This window comes from Paenibacillus sp. OSY-SE (assembly GCF_000283315.1).
Lineage (GTDB): Bacteria > Bacillota > Bacilli > Paenibacillales > Paenibacillaceae > Paenibacillus_B > Paenibacillus_B profundus.
The window spans coordinates 1-19,453 of sequence record NZ_ALKF01000159.1 but is presented as its reverse complement, the minus strand read 5'-3'; the positions used below and the strand labels follow the sequence as shown (position 1 = coordinate 19,453).

Genomic DNA, 19,453 nt, shown 5'->3' with positions numbered 1-19,453 from the left:
ACATTATACCAATTGGAGGAGTAGACAATGAATCGTCTTATGACGCAGCCAGATGCGGCGAGCATGATTCAAACGACGATGGAATTGCGTACCGTTGACGGGATATGCGTCCCTTTTCAGAGCGGCATTCCCGTACCGTCATTTGATGCGCAGGAGCGTTTGACACTCGATTTGAAGGGAATATGGAAAAAGGAGCGCTTTGCGGCCGACCATGATTTTTCGCTGTCGCCGCGTGACGAGCGCTGGTTCGAACGCTTGCGCGCAGAAGCCGCTGGCCGCACCGGCGTGGAGTTCGACGATGCGGACTGGGATACACGCAAGCTGCCGTTGCCAGAGAACGATATACAAGGGAAAGAGGAAGCGAACTCTAGCGAAACGTATGAAGATGGAGTGTGGTACCGCCGCACGTTCGTGTTGGGAACGGAATGGGCAAATAAAGCGGTGACGCTGCATGCGTTGTCGATCAGCTATATTGCGGATATATGGGTGAACGGACATTGGGTTGGTTATCATGAGGGCGGATTTACGCCATTCGCATTGGAGCTGAGTTCCTATGTGAAGGCAGGCGAGGTAAATACGATTGCGCTGCGGATTGATAATCCCCCATGGGGCAGCCGGGTGGATATCATTCCTGCAACGCCTGGAACGGACTTTTTTAACTATACCGGTGTCATTCATGATCTGTATATAAGCGGATCTTCCTGTTGTCATATAGCGCGAGTGGATGCAGTTCCACTGGATGTAGAGGGAAGTGTTAAGTTTACTGTCGTCTTGGAAAATCGCGGCTCACTTCCAGCGAAATCGCAAGTTGCAGGGCAGATTTTCGATGCGGATGGGGAATGTGCCGCGTTCCTGAATTCACCACGCGCTGCGGATATTAAGGGCAGTCAGGCGGCTTGGGACGGCGATTTGTCGTGGACGGCAACGTTGGCGCCATATGAGACTCGAGCGGTTGAGATGGTAGTGCGCATACGCGAGCCGCGGCTATGGGCCTTTTGGAAGCCGGAGCTGTACGTGGCGGAGTTCAGCGTTACGATGGCGGACACCGCGGATGAAGCGGATCGCTTCGCTACACAATTCGGTCTGCGTACCGTGACGACAGAAGGAACCTGTCTCTTGTTGAACGGTCGCCCCGTGTTTCTGGCTGGCATCGCGCGCCATGAGGAGTGGCCAGATACCGGGCGCAGCGCGACATGGGAGCGAATCCGCGATGATCTCGCACATATGCGGCAGTCGATGCACGTTAATTTCGTGAGAACCGGACATTATCCGAACCATGTGTATACGTCGGTGCTGACGGACCGGCTCGGTCTGGCGACCATCAGTGAAATTCCGCTATGGCAATTCAAGCGCGAGCATTACGAGGCGCAGGAGCAGAAGCGGCTGTGCGATCAAATGTGGAGAGAAATGATCTTCTCCCAATATAATCGCCCTTCGATTCTCATGTGGAGCACGCAAAATGAATCCGTCGAGGTGGAGCTGCGCACCAAGTATAACATACGTGTCGTGCAGGACTTGAGGGAGCATTACGCCGATGGCCGTCTGACGACGCAGAGCGCAGCCGCAGATCAGCCGGGCGCGCATGACCCTTCGATGGAGCCGCTCGATGTGGCGGGATGGACGATGTACTTCGGCATTTTCCACGGCAGCACGTATTATGAGGGTACGCGCGATTTCCTGCAGAAGGTGCAGGAGCTGTGGCCGAACAAGCCGGTATGGAATACCGAATTCGGTCATTGGTCCTCTGAGCGGGATACGATGGCGGCCGAGCAGGTGAAGACGTACAAGGAGACACTCCAGGCTTTGATGGAGCGGGCGGTCATATCGTCCGACGGCGAGGCCGAATGGAACGCGGACGGCTTCCTGGTAGGGATCGATTTCTGGATTATGTATGATTGGTACGTGAATCATAACAATTGGATCGATACGTTCGGTATTTTTCATATGGACCGCAAGACGATGAAGCCCGTCGGGGAGCTGCTGCGTCAAGATTATGAACGATTGACCGCATTTGAAGGCGGATTTATCAAGCAGCCTTAAGAAGGTTTGCGGTGTCTAGAGTAAGAAGAGTGTCTGAGTCCCCGTCCTATTACTAGGAGGGGACTATTTTACGCTTCGCTTTGCAACCAGCTGTCACAAGGGCAGGCTCATCGTAATGTTCCGTATTGCAAACCCCATTTTTTCATAGAGTTGTATGGCATGATTGCCTGCGAAGGCGCTTAGGCGAACTTCAGGATAGCCTTCAAGCTTCAACTCATCTATGGCACTTTTCATTAACCGCTTGGAAATTCCTTGACCTCGGTATGGCTGCAACACATATAACTCATAGATAAAGCCAGTCGCGCTATCGGTGAATTGGTCTTTGCTTGCTCCAATTAAAATCCAGCCCTTCAACTGTTCATCCTCAGTCGCTATTAAGTAATAACCGCCCTTTTCCAAGATTGGATCTACTAGTTTTTTGATTTTTTCATGAGACGGTTTTGCTCTGCCCAGCGTACCCTCGAATAAGGCTTGCGGAGAAAGCGCCATAATTTGTTCTACTTCCAACATGTTTGGTTTTTTGATTTCTATCATTCAGATTTCACTCCTTTCGTTTTTGGGATGATAGAGGAAAATGAGTGCTGGAAATGAAAGATGTCTGACTTGAATCTTTCTTGCTAGCCAAAGTCTTATTAGTATAACAGAATCCGACTTCAGATATTATCTGTGAGGCTGAAGCCTGGCGGTTTTTGTTTTGACAAATTGGCGTAACATAGCAAATCTATGATTTATGTAAGGATTGTTATATTGTCTTTTCAATATTGTGAAGAACACGTTTTTTAGAATACTCCCATTGGTCTTAAAAAAGTATGTTTGCATGGTTTTATATTGTGATGTATATCATAGCCATATCCTTGATTGACCCATAAACTCAAAAGCAAGCAAGTACTTGCTTGACGAATTGGGAGGAGGATATTCGTGAAACAGACTAGCAGAGAAAAAATGATGTCGGCTGCATTGGAAAATATGGCGGTGCATGGATTCAAGGGCACAACAACCAAGTGTATCGCCAAGCAAGCAGCCATTAATGAAGCGACCATATTTAAGCATTTCAAAGGCAAAGATGATTTGATTCATGAAGCGCTGGAACAACAAATGATGATGATGAAAGCAAAGATCGACACCTTTTTCCATGCCGATCACGAAAACATTCGTGAACTGCTGCTGGCCAAGATTCAATTTATAAATGACATTTATGAAAGTCATAAAGATTTCTTTTTAATTACCATTAAAGAAATGGGCAGCAAAGAGCTGGAATTTATGTATCCCTCGATATTTGAATATATTACCGAGGAGCTTGAAAAAGAGATTGCAACCATGGCGGACGATTCCATCACAGAGGATGAAATCAGAGGCATCGCCATGATCGCGAACAGTGTGCTGCTGACCATTATTCTTGAAAAAGTGAAAGCAGAATGTTTTGGGCATCCGGTTAGACTGGACATGAAAAAGGAATTGCTCGTTGAATTTTTGATTCGAATTTGGGGAAGATAGATTAACGAAAAAAGAGAGGTGCATGCAATGAATTGGATGGAGAGGAAACTGGAAGACATCTTTAAGACGCTTCAAACGAACAGAGAGAAAGGCCTAAGCAGTAAGCAAGCATCGGAGATGCTTCAGAAAGAGGGCTATAATGAGTTTGAAGAAGAGAAGAAAGAGAGCATATGGGCGAAGCTACTGCATCAGTTATCAGAGGTTACGACGTTAATCCTGATCGCAGCGGCCATCATTTCCACTTATCTTGCGGTGACGGCGGGGCATGACTATGCAGAGCCTATCGTTATCATCGCCATCGTTGTATTGAATGCGGTGCTTGGCATCCGTCAGGAGCTTAGCGCGGAAAAGGCTTTAGATGCTCTTAAAAATATGAATACTCCTGTGGCAAAGGTTGTGCGTGATGGAATATTGCAGCCAATCGATGCTAAAGAGCTCGTACCTGGTGATATTATCGTGGTCGAAGCTGGAGATATGGCTCCAGCCGATGCCCGTATTATAGAGAGTTCCAACTTGCTTGTTGAGGAATCTGCCTTGACGGGTGAGAGCGTTCCATCGGAGAAAAATGCAAATGCAGAGGTGAAAGAATCCGCTCCTCTCGGAGATCGAGTGAATATGCTCTTCTCTGGCTGCTTGGTCACCAATGGACGTGGCAGAGCGATTGTCGTAGCAACCGGGATGGAGACAGAGATGGGTAAGATCGCTTCCCTTCTCAACAATACGAAGAAGAGCAAGACTCCACTTCAGAATCGTCTTATGGAGCTTGGGAAGAAGCTAAGCGTCGTTGCTGTTGTATCCGGTGCGATTGTCTTCACGATTGGTCTCATGCATGGCGAGACGATGATGGAAATGTTGATGACGGCTGTATCCTTAGCGGTAGCTGCCGTGCCGGAGACGTTGCCTGTTATCGTAACGATCACCCTTGCATTTGGCATTCAGAATATGGTGAAGAAAAATGCAATCATTCGCCGCATTCCAGCCGTAGAGGCACTTGGCAGCGCGTCGGTTATCTGTTCAGATAAGACGGGAACACTGACACAGAATCAGATGACGATTAAACAGATCTGGGCTGTATCTCATGAGCCGAAGGAAGACATTGCCGTATTTAATGACATAGAGATCGAGCTTGTAACGTTATTCAGCCTTGCAAGTAATGCATCCATTGAAGTAAAGGATGGCGAAGAAACGATTATCGGTGATCCAACCGAGTCCGCGATTATTCGTTTGATGCAGAATAAAGGGATGACAAAATCAGAGCTTGAAGCGAAGTATCCGCGTGTACATGAGCTTCCATTTGATTCTTCACGGAAGCTGATGACGACGGTACACCGTACAGCAGATGGCTACATCTCTATCACCAAGGGCGCATTCGACCGTATTCCGTTGGATCCAAATGCAGCATGCACGAATCAATATCAAGCACAGGCGAATCAAGTTCACGATCGATTCGCAGAGCAAGCCCTCCGAGTGCTTGCGCTGGGATACAAGCACTATGATGAGCTGCCTGAGAAGCTGGACGCAGAAGAGTTGGAGCAGGGTCTTCGCTTTGCTGGTCTCGTAGGGATGATTGATCCGCCGCGTCCGGAGAGTAAGGCTGCGGTACAAGCCGCTAAGGATGCAGGGATTAAGACGGTCATGATAACAGGAGACCATATGGCAACGGCGTCGGCCATTGCCCGTGAGATTGGCATTCTGGAAGAGGGCGACCTCGCGATATCCGGTGCGGAGCTTGAGCGCATGTCGGATGAGGAGCTCACGCGTAAGGTTAAAGATATTGCAGTATACGGTCGTGTATCTCCAGAAGATAAGATTCGTATCGTACAAGCTTGGCAGGCTAATGAAGCTGTGGTAGCGATGACAGGCGACGGGGTCAATGACGCTCCTGCCTTGAAGGCTGCAGATGTCGGGACGGCAATGGGAATCACCGGTACAGATGTAGCGAAGAGCGCTTCGGACATGGTATTGACCGATGACAACTTCGCCACGATTGTCGATGCCGTTGGTGAAGGAAGACGTGTATACGAAAATATTCGCAAGACGATCTACTTTTTGCTAAGCTGTAACTTCTCTGAGATCATGATCATGATAATTGCTATTATGCTAGGTTGGGGAGCACCGGTAATCGCTATTCAATTGCTCTTGATTAACGTCGTAGCTGATGGTATCCCAGGCTTCTGCTTGAGCCGCGAGAAGATGGAGCCTGATACAATGCGCCAGAAGCCAATAGCGAAGAATGCAGGCATATTCTCGAATGGTTTAGGCAAGAAGATTGCCCTTCAAGCAACGATTTACACGATCCTGACGTTAGTTGGCTTCTATGTAGGAAACTTTGTGCAAATCTCTGATCAAGTTGGACCGTCATATGAAGTAGGGCAGACGATGGCATTTGTCATCTTGGGCTGGTCCTCTGTCGTTCATATTTTCAATGTGCGAAGCAACACTTTGTCGATCTTCACAATCGGGTTCATGTCCAATCGTCCATTGTTCTGGTGTGCGATGTTGTCACTAGCTATCGTGTTTGGTGTAGCGGTTATCCCAGCGTTGATGGACATCTTCCATCTCGTACCGCTTAGCTTGACGCACTGGGCACTGATTACGGTTCTGTCCATCTTCCCGCTTATCGCTGTCGAGCTTATAAAGCTAAGAAAGCGTGCGCAACTAAGAGCACAATGACAACAATCTAACCCATTTCAATAGTACAGAACGGATGGGTCACAAATGTTGAAGTTATACTGATCATAATCTCAGTTATTCCATGTGAATAATCATATTAACAGCCGTCTCTTGAATCGAACATTCGGGAGACGGTTTTTTATGTGCTGCGAATGACGGCTTTTTGAAAAAAAGAGGGATTTCCCCGAAAGGATATAGGGATTTCCCCTTATAGAAATGAAAATGGTTCCCTTTCATAATGAGTGTATAAGAATAGACAAATCATTGATTCCCGTCAAATCTTTGTCATTCTGCAGAAGGAGTAGTGATCTCCAAATGAAACGGAAATTTGGACTGAGGTTCTTTAAGCCAACAGAAAGTTATTCAGGCAACTGGTCGATTCTCGAGGAAAAGGATCGTACATGGGAGGACATGTATCGCGGGCGTTGGTCGCACGATAAAGTCGTACGTACTACGCACGGCGTCAATTGTACGGGATCCTGCAGTTGGAAGGTATTTGTGAAGAACGGAATTATTACATGGGAAAATCAGCAGATCGATTATCCATCATGCGGTCCGGATATGCCTGAATTTGAACCGCGCGGTTGCCCGCGCGGCGCTTCGATCGCGTGGGGCAATGCGTTGATCGTTCTCCCGGGCGGATCCGCGGGAATGAAGCAGACGCGAAGTGGACGTACTCTTATTAGGGGTTGAGGAAGGGCCTGCGGAGTGGGTACTATGAAAATATTGCAGGTAGTAGGCTATAAAAATTGCGGGAAAACGACACGGTTCGAAAAGTGGATTCAGTTCCTGGTTAACCCGAGGTTTGCGTGTCTCGGTGATTAAGCATCATGGACGCGGCGGACCGCTCTCCATGCCGTCTGCAGACACAGACAGTATGAAGTTCCTGTCTCAGGGAGCTGTAAGCTCTATCGCAGTTGGCGACGGTATGGTTCAGATGCATATGCATATGGAGGGCGGCCTGAGCTTCAAGAATTAATCATGTTAGCTGCGTTAGCCAAGCCACACATTATTTTCGTAGAGGGATTTAAGGAAGCGCTGGAGCCCAAAGTGGTCATTGTACGCACGAAGGAAAAATGGGATTGGTTGCAGAAAGTATCGAATAACATTCATACTTGTCTTGGCATATAAGGATGCGGATATCGATCGGGACGAAGATATAACGGTGCTGGGCAACCAGGATGAAGCTTGTATAGATGAATGATGTTAGACTATTTAGAAGGTGAGCATTAAATGAAGCAATAAGAGATTATCGACGGCCCCCTGAATATTCATTATGTTATGGAATTTGTACTGCATCCAGGTGCAGGCGCTGTGACTACGGGTCATGTACAAGAGTGGACACAAGGTGTGAGAACGTTATACTTGGCTTATGAGGCCTATGTGCCGATGGCGGAAAAGAAACGCGCAAGGTTCAATACAGTGTAATGAGATTATTGGCACAAGTTGATGTGCGATGGATTCAGGGAAGCAAGTTAACCGTGAACTCCGGCCATGTGTTTCAAAATATGAATACGCCGGAATAGCATGAAGAGAGAGGGAGGCTGTAATATGACCATAGAACCCATGCGTGATCAGTTGCGCCGACCGATACGCGATTTGCGCATTTCAGTCACCGATCGCTGCAATTTTCGATGCACATATTGCATGCCGAAGGAAATTTTCGGTTATGACTTTATGTTCTTACCGAAAAATGAGCTGCTGACCTTTGAAGAGATCTGCCGCGTGGCACAACTATTCGCTTCTCTCGGTGTGAAGAAGATTCGTATAACTGGCGGCGAACCTTTATTGCGAAGCGATTTACCGGTATTAGTGGAGATGCTTGTTCATATTGACGGGATCGAGGATATCGGATTGACCACCAACGGTCTTCTCCTAAAGCAGTACGCCCAGCAATTATATGATAAAGGTCTGCGCAGATTGAACATTAGCTTGGATGCGCTGGATCCGGATCTTTTCGCACATATGAATGGGCGTGGGATTAAACCTGCTGCTATATTGGAAAATATTGAGCATGCGAGAAAAATAGGCTTCAAAATTAAAGTGAACATGGTTGTGCAAAAAGGTGTAAACGAACAAGAAATCCTGCCTATGGCAGCCTACTTCAAAGAACAGGGAATCACGCTCTGTTTTATTGAATTCATGGATGTAGGGAACGACAATGACTGGAGCTTTGAGCGTGTTGTCACCAAAAAGGAGATTTATGAACGACTGTGCGCTACCTACGAATTGGAACCTTTAGACCCCCATTACTATGGGGAGGTTGCACAACGATATCGATACACAGACTGTAAAGCCGAGATTGGCTTTATTACCTCCGTATCGGAGTCGTTCTGTTCGACATGTACGCGTGCGCGGTTGTCATCGGAGGGGAAATTTTATACCTGTCTGTTCGCTTCGCAGGGATTTGACTTGCGAGAACTGATTCGCGGAGGTGTGGCGGACCATGAAATCCTTGCCGCTATTCGCGGTTTGTGGGAGAAGCGGAATGACCGCTATTCGGATGAACGTACCGAACAGACGGCGATACAGCGAAAAAAAATAAACATGTCCTATATTGGCGGGTAGAAGAGGTTGCTCAATAAGTCATCTTTTGATCACGAAGTGTTTCAAGGAAAGAGAAGCTTCGGCGGCTACGGTCGTCATTCAGGTTGAAAGCAAGGAGAAGGGACTAACCCATGCAGGCCATCTATAATCATAACGGAAATACATCCTCGATTATAGACTTCCATGCACGGGTCAGCCCTGATAGATACAGCTTCGTCTTTCTATTATTCTACAAGCTTCCAGGACTCATCGCTTCCCGGAATGCTCTGTGTCCACCACTTGGCTTGATAGAGTGTGCCTTCATAGCGGACTAAGTCGCCTTCTACATACACAGAGCCCGGCACGTAATCCACACTGCCATCTTCATTTGGAATCACTTCTTTTTTCCATGCTTGCGAGGTATCTGGCGCTTCTCCTCGTACCCACCATTTAGCCGTGTATTTGTCTCCTTTGTAGATGACCGTATCGCCTTCTAGATAGATCTTGTTCGGATCATAGGTATCCACAAGTTCATCCGTAACGGTAATATGGCGTTCTGCAGATGCTTGCAGGCCTTGGCTGTCTTCTACGGTGTATACCAACTCATATGTTCCTGGAGCAGAGGAATCAACCGTTCCTTCGATCACGATGCGATCGGTCAGGTCGCCATCCTCTTCATCCGTAGCGGTAACCCCTTCTCTCGGATCGAAATGATCGCCAACAAGAATCGTTTTATCCGTTGCGCCATGAATCACAGGCTTGTTGTTAATCTTTTCTGCAACGGTGATAGTACGTTCAGCAACCGCTTGCTGCCATTGGCTGTTCTCTACGGTGTACACCAGCTTATATGCTCCTGGAGTAGAGGAATCAACCGTTCCTTCGATCACGATGCGATCGGTGAGGTCGCCGTCCGTTTTGTCCGTAGCGGTAACTCCTTCTCTCGGATCGAATTGCTCGCCAACGAAAATCGTTTTATCCGTTGCGCCATGAATCACGGGTTTTGAAGCTACCGGCGGGGTGCTTCCATTTCCGAATGTTTTGAAAATATCGGTAAATTGATATTGCGCTGTAACACCAATATTATTTTCTAGCATCGCATCCCGGTTCATGGACCAGAAGGAGGTCATGGCCAACCCTTTGTCGATCGCATGATCCACAACCCATTGCGACCATTCTGTCGTAAAGATCGGATGAGCCTCGCCCTCAAAGCCAATAGATGGCGTTGTTCCGATGATTCCATAAGCCTCTTGCTCGGTTAGATCCATGTTTGCAAATTGCTTGAAGTATTGCTTCACTTGATTCTTCGTCGAATCGACGGCTCTCAGAGAAGCGGATCCATAGTTTTCACCAGGTAGGAGTGTTCCGTTTCCATAGCACATCGTCATAACGTTCACGACTTTGACATCCACGCCGGCAGACAAGTAAGCTTCCAACACATCCAATTGAACGGAAGTCAGACCGCTTGGCAGTACAGGGAGTGTTAATACGATATCGACTCCCGTTGCATCTTGCAGCTTCTTAATCGCCTTCGCATTGGCGATATTCAGGGCTTTGTTCTGAGCGCCGCCCTCAATATCTAGGTCTAATCTGGTCAGTCCATAGCCTTGAACAAGCTCCATATACGTATTGAAGAGCGTATCTGTATCTTGAGTCACTTCCCAGAACGTAACGCCGTTCAAACCGCCTAGCGAGATCGTGACATCGCCGCCCATCTCGCGCAGTTCCCGGATAGACTGCTTAATTCCTTGATATTGGGCGTTGTCTACATTCTTTTCATTCAGGACAGAGTATCCTCCCCAGCCCCATTGCACTTTACCGTCAACGATTTGCTTCGAGATGGATTGAATAAAGCCGAGATTGAAGAATTTCACGCCTGTATCCTCTGAAATTCTGACGAGGTTAGGCGCACCGTTGTTGGAATAGCCTGGCTTAGTAACCCATGCAACCATATCCATGAACGGAGAATTGACTTGCTTCGGCCACTCGATTCCTTCACCAACCCCAAAGTTATACTCTGGAGATACCGCCGCTTCGACAACCGTAATCGTGCGAGCTTTTTCTGCCGTTAATCCTTGTGAATCCGTTACGGAATACGTCAGCTGATACTTGCCAGCCAGATTGGTGTTTACTTCTCCCGTCACTGCAATGCGCGACGTTAAATCTCCGTCTTCCACGTCGGTAGCGGTTATGCCGGCCAGCTTATCGAACACGTCGCCGACTTGAATCGTGTAGTCCGATACGCCATGCAATACAGGCGCTTGATTCTTGCCTGGAGTCTCATCGCCCAGAATGAATTGTCTATTCATTTCCGGGCTGTTATTCGATACCCGCTGAACAAGTTCCATGCTTGCAATCTCGGCATCTCCCTTAAGTTTGAACGTATAGGATCTGCCAGGTTCAATCGTTTTGGCGTCATAAACCGATTTCAAATCGACGACCGTATAACCGTTCTCATTGGTTACGGTTCCTGCCAAATAATCGCCGGAAGTCAACGGTCCATCGGCTTGGATGTAAAGCTTCGGCAGCTTAACCGTTTTTGCGCCTCTTTCCACGGCTCTCAATACTTGATTCGATTCGGTCAAAGACTCGTTATTGACGAGGGTAATTTCATACCCTTTATTGTCGCCCCAAGGCTCTGTATACGGTTTCATAGCAGCCGTCACGTCCAGCTTGGCATATTGGATCTCATGTGTTTTCAACGGCTGACTTCCAAAGAGGCCTTCTTTCGTCGCCTTTGTTAATTTGTCACGCTTGGCAGGGTTCGTAGTAGGGGCATCATTGGCAGCCATCCAAGCAATGACGCCGCCTAAACCGTGCGCAAGCACATATTTCGTTTTCTCATGAATGGATTTTTCATTGTCATACGTGTAGAATACGCCAGTTGTGTCATCATACAGATAGGGAGCTTTTGCAAAATCATCCCAGTATTCTTTGAGATTCGGGTATGTGGCCTTCAACTTGTCGAGATTGCGATAAGACCAAGTCCCTGTTCGGCGGCCGCCGTCCCCAAGGACGAGAGGGGATTCGCCAACCGCGCCGCGGGATGGAGTGTAATCCGCATCCTTGGCAGATAGTGCGGCTTCACCGAATAGTCCCGGATGATTCGGGTCGGATCCTTGCGACACTTTATCCCAGCCGCGAGTATAGTAAGCCGCTCCGATGACAATCTTGCTCGGCTCGGCACCTTGCTGAATCAAATAGTTCACGCTCTCGTCAATGGATAGATTGTTGCCGGTGAGCGGGTCATTTGGATTCGGATACAAGCCGGTGTGATGGCCGCTTACCTCATCCCATGCGCCGCGCATGTCATAAGTCATGATATTGGCAAAATCTACAATGTTAAATAACTTAGGCACATCAATGCCGATATCAATCTTCTTTTTGGGAGCGGGCAGGGCAACAGTCAGCTCATACGCTTTACCAAGCTCGGCTCCTTGTTTATTCAATGCGTTTTTCAAGTCTTGCAGGAGCAAAATATAATTATTTTTATCCTCCGGCGTGGCGTATTTCGTGCCTTCATCGTTTTTATTATCGACCAGATCTGGCTGGCGAACTTCAGCCGGGAACTCCCAGTCCACATCCACGAAGTCCATGTTCGTGTATTTGATGAACTTCATTACATTCTGAACCAGATTCGCCCGCTTCGAAGCATCTGCCGTTACAACGGAGAAGTCACCTGATTTGGACCATCCGCCAAGAGAGATGCCGATTTTCAGATTCGGATTTTCTGCACGCAATTGCTGCAGGGCGATAAGTGCGCCGGCATTGGCTGCATCCCATTGTACGCCATCCTGGCCGACAGGCGCGCCTACAGCCACATCCTTGTCCGTAAAGACGAGGTTGCCTTGGGCATCAAAATCGAGGAACGCATAGTTCAAGTGGGTTAATTGATCCGAGGGAATATCCTTGGGATAAAAGCTCCCTTGTCCTCCCCAGATCGACCAATCGCCATAATACATGACATTACGGATTTCCTTTGTCGAGCTCTGCTTTACAACAGGTTCCTTTGCTGCGGGAATAGTCGTTCCTGCATAGGCCGGCGCCAATGAAGATACGAACATCATAATGGTCATCACCGTCATTGCGAATAACCTTCGGGCACTCTGCTTTCTCCTTGTCTTCATCCGTGTTCACTTCCTATCAATGTATTATATTAATAGGCAGCTAGGGTGTTTCTTACTATGAGCAATTCATAAATAACGCATACGACTAATAGGGAGTGGATTCTATTAATCGGCAACTGGCTGGCATAGAATTTCTTCTTTAGCCCCTTTAGCTTTGCGTCACTAGATTTCCCTAGCTTTGCCTAGTAATACCTGTGTAAAAATGCATGCGCTTTCATTTTCGATCTTCACAGGTGGAAATAATGTTTTGACTATTCATTCTGTATGCAGAACGATGCCTGTTTGTATCGTTTAATATACAGTAAATACGCGCTTATTTAATGGGACTTAAGAATTAATTGTGAAAGGCAGCACATAGTTCGATTTTATTATTCATTTGAAATGCCAGACATGATAGAACGGCTGTGATAAGGGAGTTCATTTTTATGCCAACTCGTTTGATAATATGTCTCAGCCCAGTAACCGTATACTTCTTCTAGCATTCCTTGTAATATATTTTTACATATTTTGGGTATGTAGAAGAATCTGAGCAATAGGTCATAGGAAGGAGGAAAGGATACAATATACACCATAAAATGGTGAGAATTAACTGGTGGTTTTGCTTTGTATGCAAAGTGCATGCTTTCGAAGCGGGCTTTGCTTCGCTAAGCATCTAGGAGGTACGCCATGATGAACAAAACCATTTTAATAACTGGAGGCCGGGCTCTTGGGGAGGAGAGTTGAACAGGTAGTTGTTGGCTTATCATCAGCCGCAAGAAGTTCGCGTCTTTTTGCGCAATGAAGCAGCAGTTCAACGACTCTAGAACGACACGGAACTGCTACGGTAATGGAGTTTTTTCTTTATTTTTCCCAACCTCTCAGGTTCATAGATCCAGCTCCAATCCTAGAGCCACAAGGGATACAGGTAATTTGAGAATGGTTTCTGGTTTATTTAGTTTCGGTTGGGAAAATAATGGCGAAACCCGCGCCGCTGCGAATGCGACGATATTTTCTTCCTAACCTTGCCTGAAATGCTGGATGTCTTATCCTGCACTTTCGATTAGGATGTTCAGTTGCTAATCGCTGTCCGCAAGGCAAGTTTCGCGTATTATCAACGGCTGCAGCCACCGTGAGAGATAACGAGTGAAGGGGAGAATATCGAGGTCAAGCTGGACGGAGGCGATGCACCGGAAGGAGCCTTAATTGGACGTATCTCCTGGTATCGTCGAAGGGAGAGCTAGAGTCGTGACGGATCCGAGCACGGCCGCACTCAAGGAAGGTGAAATAAAAACAACTATGGATATTAGAGGAAATTAAAGGTATTATTATGGTTGATTTCTAAAATAAAGGAGGAAGGCGATGGAGCTATAGTTTAACGAAGTGGGGCTGTATTTTATCCAGAAAGGTGGGGTTGGAAAATGAATAAAAAGATTGCTTTTATTTTTATTCTAGCAGTTTTTTTGGTATCTAGCGTCAACGCTTATGACGCGGAGTACAGTTATGATGAGAATGGAAACATAAAGAATATCACGAATGATGATACGGATATCACATATCAGGCAGATAAGAATGGCAATATGACAAGTAGAAGTGTGAGCAAGAAGGTATACGAAAAGGTGACAAACAGTGATTTTAAAAACGTAAACAATGCCGGCAAGGCGATTGGCTGGTCCTATGTGACGGATAGGGAAGCGGTATCCAGTTATGGCATTCAAAAGATTGGATCGAGAAATCATCAGCAAATTCAAGCTTCTAATATGCCTATTGGAAGTTCGATTGGCATTAAGCAAACGATTTCTATTTCTGCAGATTCAAATAAATACCTACGAGGTATGAAAAGTTCTTTGAAGATTGAACATCTGCAGAATGCGGAGGCAATAATGGCGCTCGAATTTGTGGATGACAATGGCAAGGTTATCGAAAGAGTTGCTAAAAAAAGCACGTTAACGAGCAATTTCTTTTATACAATAAGTGAGAAAATAGGTAGTGTTCCCGATAATGCAAAAAAAGCAGTCATTCAATTAGTGATTCACGCAACGGGAAGCAATGCCGCCGGCGCGATAACAATTAGGGGTGTTGATGTTACTTATGATTACGATCCTTTCTTTAATCTACTCATGAATTATGATTTCCAAGGGGAGGGAATCTCAACGATAGGAGGTACAATCTCAGATTACTGGGATGATGCAGACAACACCTATTCTTCTAGGCTCTATATCGAAGGGGATAAAGGCGGAAAAAGAAGCCAGGTTGTAGGCCGCCATCATGACGGCGGAAGCAAAGAAATATATATAAGCCAAAATATTCTGCTGGATGATAAAAGAAAATATCAGATAAGAGGGATATCCCATCGAGTAGGAGACGCGGAATCGCATTTACGCATCTTGTTTTTTAATCAGCATGGTACTTTAATGGGAACCAATTATACTTCATCTGATAGTCTTACTAATATGACCGTTTCAATCAGAGGAAGCATTCCAAAGGGTACTGTTTATGCAACCATTTTTGTGGGGGCACGCTTTGATAGTGATCGTGGTTTCGGACATGTTCATATTGATGGTGTCACGTTTGAGTATAGTATAGAGCCACAGGCATTATGGAACTCGTTCTTTACCATATTTGATAAGAATAGCGATATAGCACAAGGCTGGGAAAAAATAAATGGGCGTAATATGAAGGAAGTGGGGATTTATGGGAAGGGCGATAGAGTTAGAGGGCAAAAAATTACTGTACCGCTGGGACAATGGGGGCAAGATAGTTCGGCAGGAATTTTGCAAATAATTAGAGTATTTGATGATACTTTTTCAAGCAAATTCTCATTAAGAGGCGAAATCTTTATCCAAAGCAGTAAAAATGCTAAATTGGAAGTTAAAGTTGAACTATATCCAAAAAAAATTAATATGCGCGTACCCACACAAACCGAAACTTACATGTTAACTCCAGAAAACCATGGGCAGGTTGTTAGTATAGAGGGAGAAATACCGCCGGGCATAGCCAAGGCAAGGATCTCCGCACGCTTAGTACCGATAAATCCTGACGAGCCGTGGGAAGCAAGTGTAGTGGTTCATGATTTACGCTTTAATCCTTTCTACAACCCTTCAAGTCCGGTAGAAATGTTCCTGCCGGAAGGGATGGAATGAAATGAGTGACATAAACTTTTAATACTCCTAGTACTCCTCAGGCCTCTGCTTTTAACATTTCAGCTGTTCAATTGCCTGAATGGTAAGCGGTTTCTTAATGGGAACGACGCTGTTTATGCCAAATGCAAAATAATAAGAGTAAGGAAAGATAATTGATAGGGGAGATCATGTTGAGAAGATGGTTATCACTAATTCTCGTATGTGTATTATTGATTACAAGCGTGCCTCTCGCGTCTGCACAAGAAGCTTTTGCACTTGAAAATTCAGACATAGAGAAGTATCCGACAGTAACTTCCAGTGTGTATGCTCCGCAAGCAACCTTTGCAGATTTTGACCCAGACGAGCTGATTACCGTCACGTCCCTTACCGAGACATTCGGCGTGACCCGGGATTGGGTGCAGGAGGAGCTGCTCAAAGGCTATGAACTCCATCAAATCTATCAAGGCCTGCAAGCTCTGCGGCAGGGGAAAGACTATGGAGAATTCATGAATCGTACCTATCCGAAGCCTTCTCCAGATCCACTTATAGCTCATCAGGAACAAGTGAAAAGTGTATCGGAGGCTGTATATCAAGCCAGTGTAACGGAGCAAGTATACGGCAAGAAGGAACGGTCGGTAACGGATCTGGTGTACGGATTGCGGATGTTCTCCGGCAGCGAGCCTTATGATGAGATCGCCTTGCGCAATAAGCCGATTCGGCTGGATCAAGCTCCTTATTCCGTTGGAGCAGTAAATGATCATATCTCGACCGTAGATGGATCCCTGCGCGTAGAAATAACCGATCTGGTCATGCCGGGCTCGAACGGCTTGGACTTTGCGCTGCGGAGAATTTATGACAGCTCTTTGGCGAAGGACGATATTTATGTGGACAGATGGAATGGGAAGAACAGTACGCAGGAAACACAGGAAGAACAAATATTCCATCTCGGCAAAGGGTGGATCTGGGACATTTCGTATATTAAGAAGGTCAACAACAACCGCTATATCTACATTTCGGGCCTTGGCACCTACAGCTTATCCGAAAATGACCGACTGCTCGGATATCCATTCCGCGATTTGGATTTTGGTGATACGGACAAGTACCTACAGACAGGAGATAGAGCCTCCTATGAACTCAATAATCTGAAGACGGGAATCACGCAGTATTTTAGCCATTCCGGCCAACTGATATTAATTGAAGATAAGTACGGCAATTGGATTCAATTTTCGTATAAATACCAACCAGATGTTGGTTACGTTCTGTATCAAATCCGAAGCTCGAGCAGGGATCACCGATATACGAACGAAATGAATATTTCCTACAACAGCGATAATACGATCTCTATCCAAACCGGGGATCGAAGGGTGATCTATAAGAAAGAAAGGGTTAATAAAATAAAGAATGATGTGCTCTCCCGGGAGCAAGATATCTTAACGGAAGTAATCGATCCGCTTGGGCGTTCGACCAAATATGATTACGGCGTGTGGAACTGGCTGAATTTTAATCTGGTTGATTCATACAAATATCTGACTGGAAATGATCGCATCATATTCTGGGGAAAGAACGAGACTATCGCGCTGGGGGTAATTGAACACCCAACCAAGGCCATTACGGAATATGGATTCGATAGTGTTATTTATCGGAAGATCGGAGAGTATGCGGAAGAGCAGGTTATAAGGTACAAAGCACGCCGTAACTACTATAGCTCACAGAAAAATACGAAGAAGAATGAGCTGATATTGAGATATAACAATGGGGATGTAGGGAAGTATTTCGATCAAAACTTCACGTTTTCTGTAGAGGTGTACGACAAATTTAAGACCGTAACCTATTCGTACGACAAACAGTATACGGATTACCTCTCTCCTTCGGTAGTATATAACACGAGGAAGGCTATGGTAGATCAGCGAACAAACGACAGTCAGGTGTTTACGTACAGGTACGATACAGCTCGAAGAAATCCGAATCCGATCCGCATCGAGGAGACGAATTATCAAGGAGGAGCTTCATCCGCGTCCCGTGTTACAACACGGACGTATGATCGTAATGACTGGGGCTTTATTGAATCCGAGACGAATCCGCTCGGGGCAACCAGCCGTTACGAGTACACCATCGTGTCGCTGAGGAAGTTCGGCTTGATGAACAGTGTCCTGCCGATAGATCGGGACATGAACCTGCGTTCCGAGTATGAATATGATGAGGATCGCGGAGGATTAATGCAGGCGATCTCGAAGAATGACAAGGGAGAAATTGTTCAGCAGCTAAATTATGAGTATGACTATGCCGGCAATCCGCTCAAGATTCGAATCAAGGGAGATACTTCCGAGACTGTTGTTTATCAGCAATTCAGCCCTGATTTCAAGCGATTCTTTTTAAGTGGGCAAATCGTAGGCGTTAAGAACGTTGACGGCAGCAATGAAGTGGTCGAAAGCAGTATGGACTATATCCCTGAGACAGGGCTTCCGACCAAATTTACAGACGGCAATGGAAACAGTACCTCCTATACGTATGACAAACTGGGGCGAATTACGGCCGACATCAATCCGGATGGAACGAAGACAACAATCGTTTATGATGATCAAGCAAATAAGATGTTCATCACCGATCCGAATGGGCTGCGAATCGAGAAGCATTTCGATCCGCTCGGCAATCTTATCGCCGAAACCAACGGGCGTGGTATTGCCGAACATGCGTATGATGAGAACGGCCGGCTCATTCGCAAAGGGAACTTTAACGGATCCGGATTTCAATATGAGTACGATGCCTGGGATCGAGTTATCAAGGAAAACTTCCTTCATGGTATGAACCGCATCGTTTATGACGATGTAGCCAATACGAAGACAACTATCGATGGGGCCAACAACGCGAGTCGTGAAACATATGACATCATGAATCGGGTTATAAAGAAAGAGGAAATCAAGCCGTCTGGTCAGGCGGTGGTATTGGCCCGTTACGAATACGACTATGCGGGTAACGTCAAGGTTGCATACGACGGAAACAATAACGCAACGAAATACGAGTACGATGTATTGGGACACATGATCGCCGTAACGGATGCCGAAGGGAAAACGACGCGCTACCGGTATAATATGGCTGGAAATGTGATCGAAGTCAAATATGCGGACGGAAATACGGTGCAGAAGCGGTATGACGATATCGGCCGTCTGCTGGAGCAAACCGATCCGAAGAAGCAGAGCAAGCGTTTCTATTATGACGGCAACGGTAACTTGATTAAGAGCATCGATCGGAAAGGTCAGGTTCAACAGTACGTATATAACAACCGGAATTTCCTAATAACCAGCATCGCACCGGACGAGACGATTTCCTACAGCTATGACGCAGCAGGAAACCGTACGGCCATGACCGATCAGACGGGAACGACAAATTATGCGTACTATCCATCAGGAGAACTAGCATCCATTACCTATCCGGATCAAACGCGTATTGGTTACGATTATGAGGTTCGCGGGCTGCGTACGGAACAAGCAGTGGCTGTTG

Annotated in this window: 9 protein-coding genes, 3 pseudogenes and 1 riboswitch; of the genes and pseudogenes, 10 read left to right on the top strand and 2 right to left on the bottom strand. The window is 46.5% G+C overall.

Features of this window, described 5'->3' with window-relative positions:
- Positions 1-27: 27 nt before the first annotated feature.
- On the top strand, positions 28-2,040 hold the full coding sequence (locus A372_RS0106965; RefSeq protein ID WP_019420111.1) for a glycoside hydrolase family 2 protein: 2,013 nt from the start codon (positions 28-30) through the stop codon (positions 2,038-2,040).
- A gap of 93 nt (positions 2,041-2,133) precedes the next feature.
- Here the strand turns inward: A372_RS0106965 and A372_RS0106960 are convergent, their stop codons facing one another.
- A complete protein-coding gene (locus A372_RS0106960; RefSeq protein WP_026010939.1) occupies positions 2,134-2,571 on the bottom strand; it encodes a GNAT family N-acetyltransferase in 438 nt (145 codons plus the stop codon).
- A gap of 387 nt (positions 2,572-2,958) precedes the next feature.
- Between A372_RS0106960 and A372_RS0106955 the strand changes: the two genes are divergently transcribed.
- The 7 genes and pseudogenes from A372_RS0106955 to moaA all read left to right on the top strand — a co-directional run bounded on the left by A372_RS0106955 (position 2,959) and on the right by moaA (position 8,775).
- Positions 2,959-3,534, top strand: a complete 576-nt coding sequence (locus A372_RS0106955; protein WP_026010938.1) for a TetR/AcrR family transcriptional regulator — start codon at positions 2,959-2,961, stop codon at positions 3,532-3,534.
- A 27-nt stretch (positions 3,535-3,561) separates the two neighbouring features.
- Positions 3,562-6,207: a cation-translocating P-type ATPase gene (locus A372_RS0106950; RefSeq protein WP_019420108.1), complete on the top strand. Its 2,646-nt coding sequence runs from the start codon at positions 3,562-3,564 to the stop codon at positions 6,205-6,207.
- Positions 6,208-6,522: 315 nt separating this feature from the next.
- Positions 6,523-6,819 (top strand): annotated as a pseudogene (locus A372_RS0106945) (nitrate reductase Z subunit alpha); the annotation flags it as partial.
- Positions 6,820-7,024: 205 nt separating this feature from the next.
- Entirely contained in the window at positions 7,025-7,186 is a 162-nt protein-coding gene (locus A372_RS37225; RefSeq protein WP_157259470.1) for a hypothetical protein, read from the top strand.
- 2 nt (positions 7,187-7,188) lie between these two features.
- Entirely contained in the window at positions 7,189-7,338 is a 150-nt protein-coding gene (locus A372_RS37220) for a hypothetical protein (RefSeq protein ID WP_019420105.1), read from the top strand.
- A 117-nt stretch (positions 7,339-7,455) separates the two neighbouring features.
- Positions 7,456-7,617 (top strand): annotated as a pseudogene (locus A372_RS36230) (molybdenum cofactor biosynthesis protein MoaE); the annotation flags it as partial.
- 141 nt (positions 7,618-7,758) lie between these two features.
- Positions 7,759-8,775: a GTP 3',8-cyclase MoaA gene (moaA, locus tag A372_RS0106930; protein WP_019420104.1), complete on the top strand. Its 1,017-nt coding sequence runs from the start codon at positions 7,759-7,761 to the stop codon at positions 8,773-8,775.
- 203 nt (positions 8,776-8,978) lie between these two features.
- On the opposite strand, the gene A372_RS33445 is transcribed toward moaA, so the two are convergent.
- Positions 8,979-12,857, bottom strand: coding sequence for a glycosyl hydrolase family 18 protein (locus tag A372_RS33445; protein WP_036703561.1), 3,879 nt, complete (start codon positions 12,855-12,857; stop codon positions 8,979-8,981).
- A gap of 108 nt (positions 12,858-12,965) precedes the next feature.
- Positions 12,966-13,050, bottom strand: a riboswitch (cyclic di-GMP riboswitch).
- A 1,204-nt stretch (positions 13,051-14,254) separates the two neighbouring features.
- Here A372_RS33445 and A372_RS0106920 point away from each other — a divergent pair.
- Positions 14,255-15,976, top strand: a complete 1,722-nt coding sequence (locus A372_RS0106920; protein ID WP_019420102.1) for a hypothetical protein — start codon at positions 14,255-14,257, stop codon at positions 15,974-15,976.
- Between the two features lie 167 nt (positions 15,977-16,143).
- Positions 16,144-19,453, top strand: a pseudogene (locus A372_RS0106915) (polymorphic toxin-type HINT domain-containing protein); the annotation flags it as partial.

Coding starts and splice junctions, on each gene's coding strand:
- A372_RS0106965 (WP_019420111.1), top strand. CDS start 28: ATGAATCGTCTTATGACGCAGCCAGATGCGGCGAGCATGATTCAAACG.
- A372_RS0106950 (WP_019420108.1), top strand. CDS start 3,562: ATGAATTGGATGGAGAGGAAACTGGAAGACATCTTTAAGACGCTTCAA.
- A372_RS37220 (WP_019420105.1), top strand. CDS start 7,189: ATGTTAGCTGCGTTAGCCAAGCCACACATTATTTTCGTAGAGGGATTT.
- moaA (WP_019420104.1), top strand. CDS start 7,759: ATGACCATAGAACCCATGCGTGATCAGTTGCGCCGACCGATACGCGAT.
- A372_RS33445 (WP_036703561.1), bottom strand. CDS start 12,857: ATGAAGACAAGGAGAAAGCAGAGTGCCCGAAGGTTATTCGCAATGACG.
- A372_RS0106920 (WP_019420102.1), top strand. CDS start 14,255: ATGAATAAAAAGATTGCTTTTATTTTTATTCTAGCAGTTTTTTTGGTA.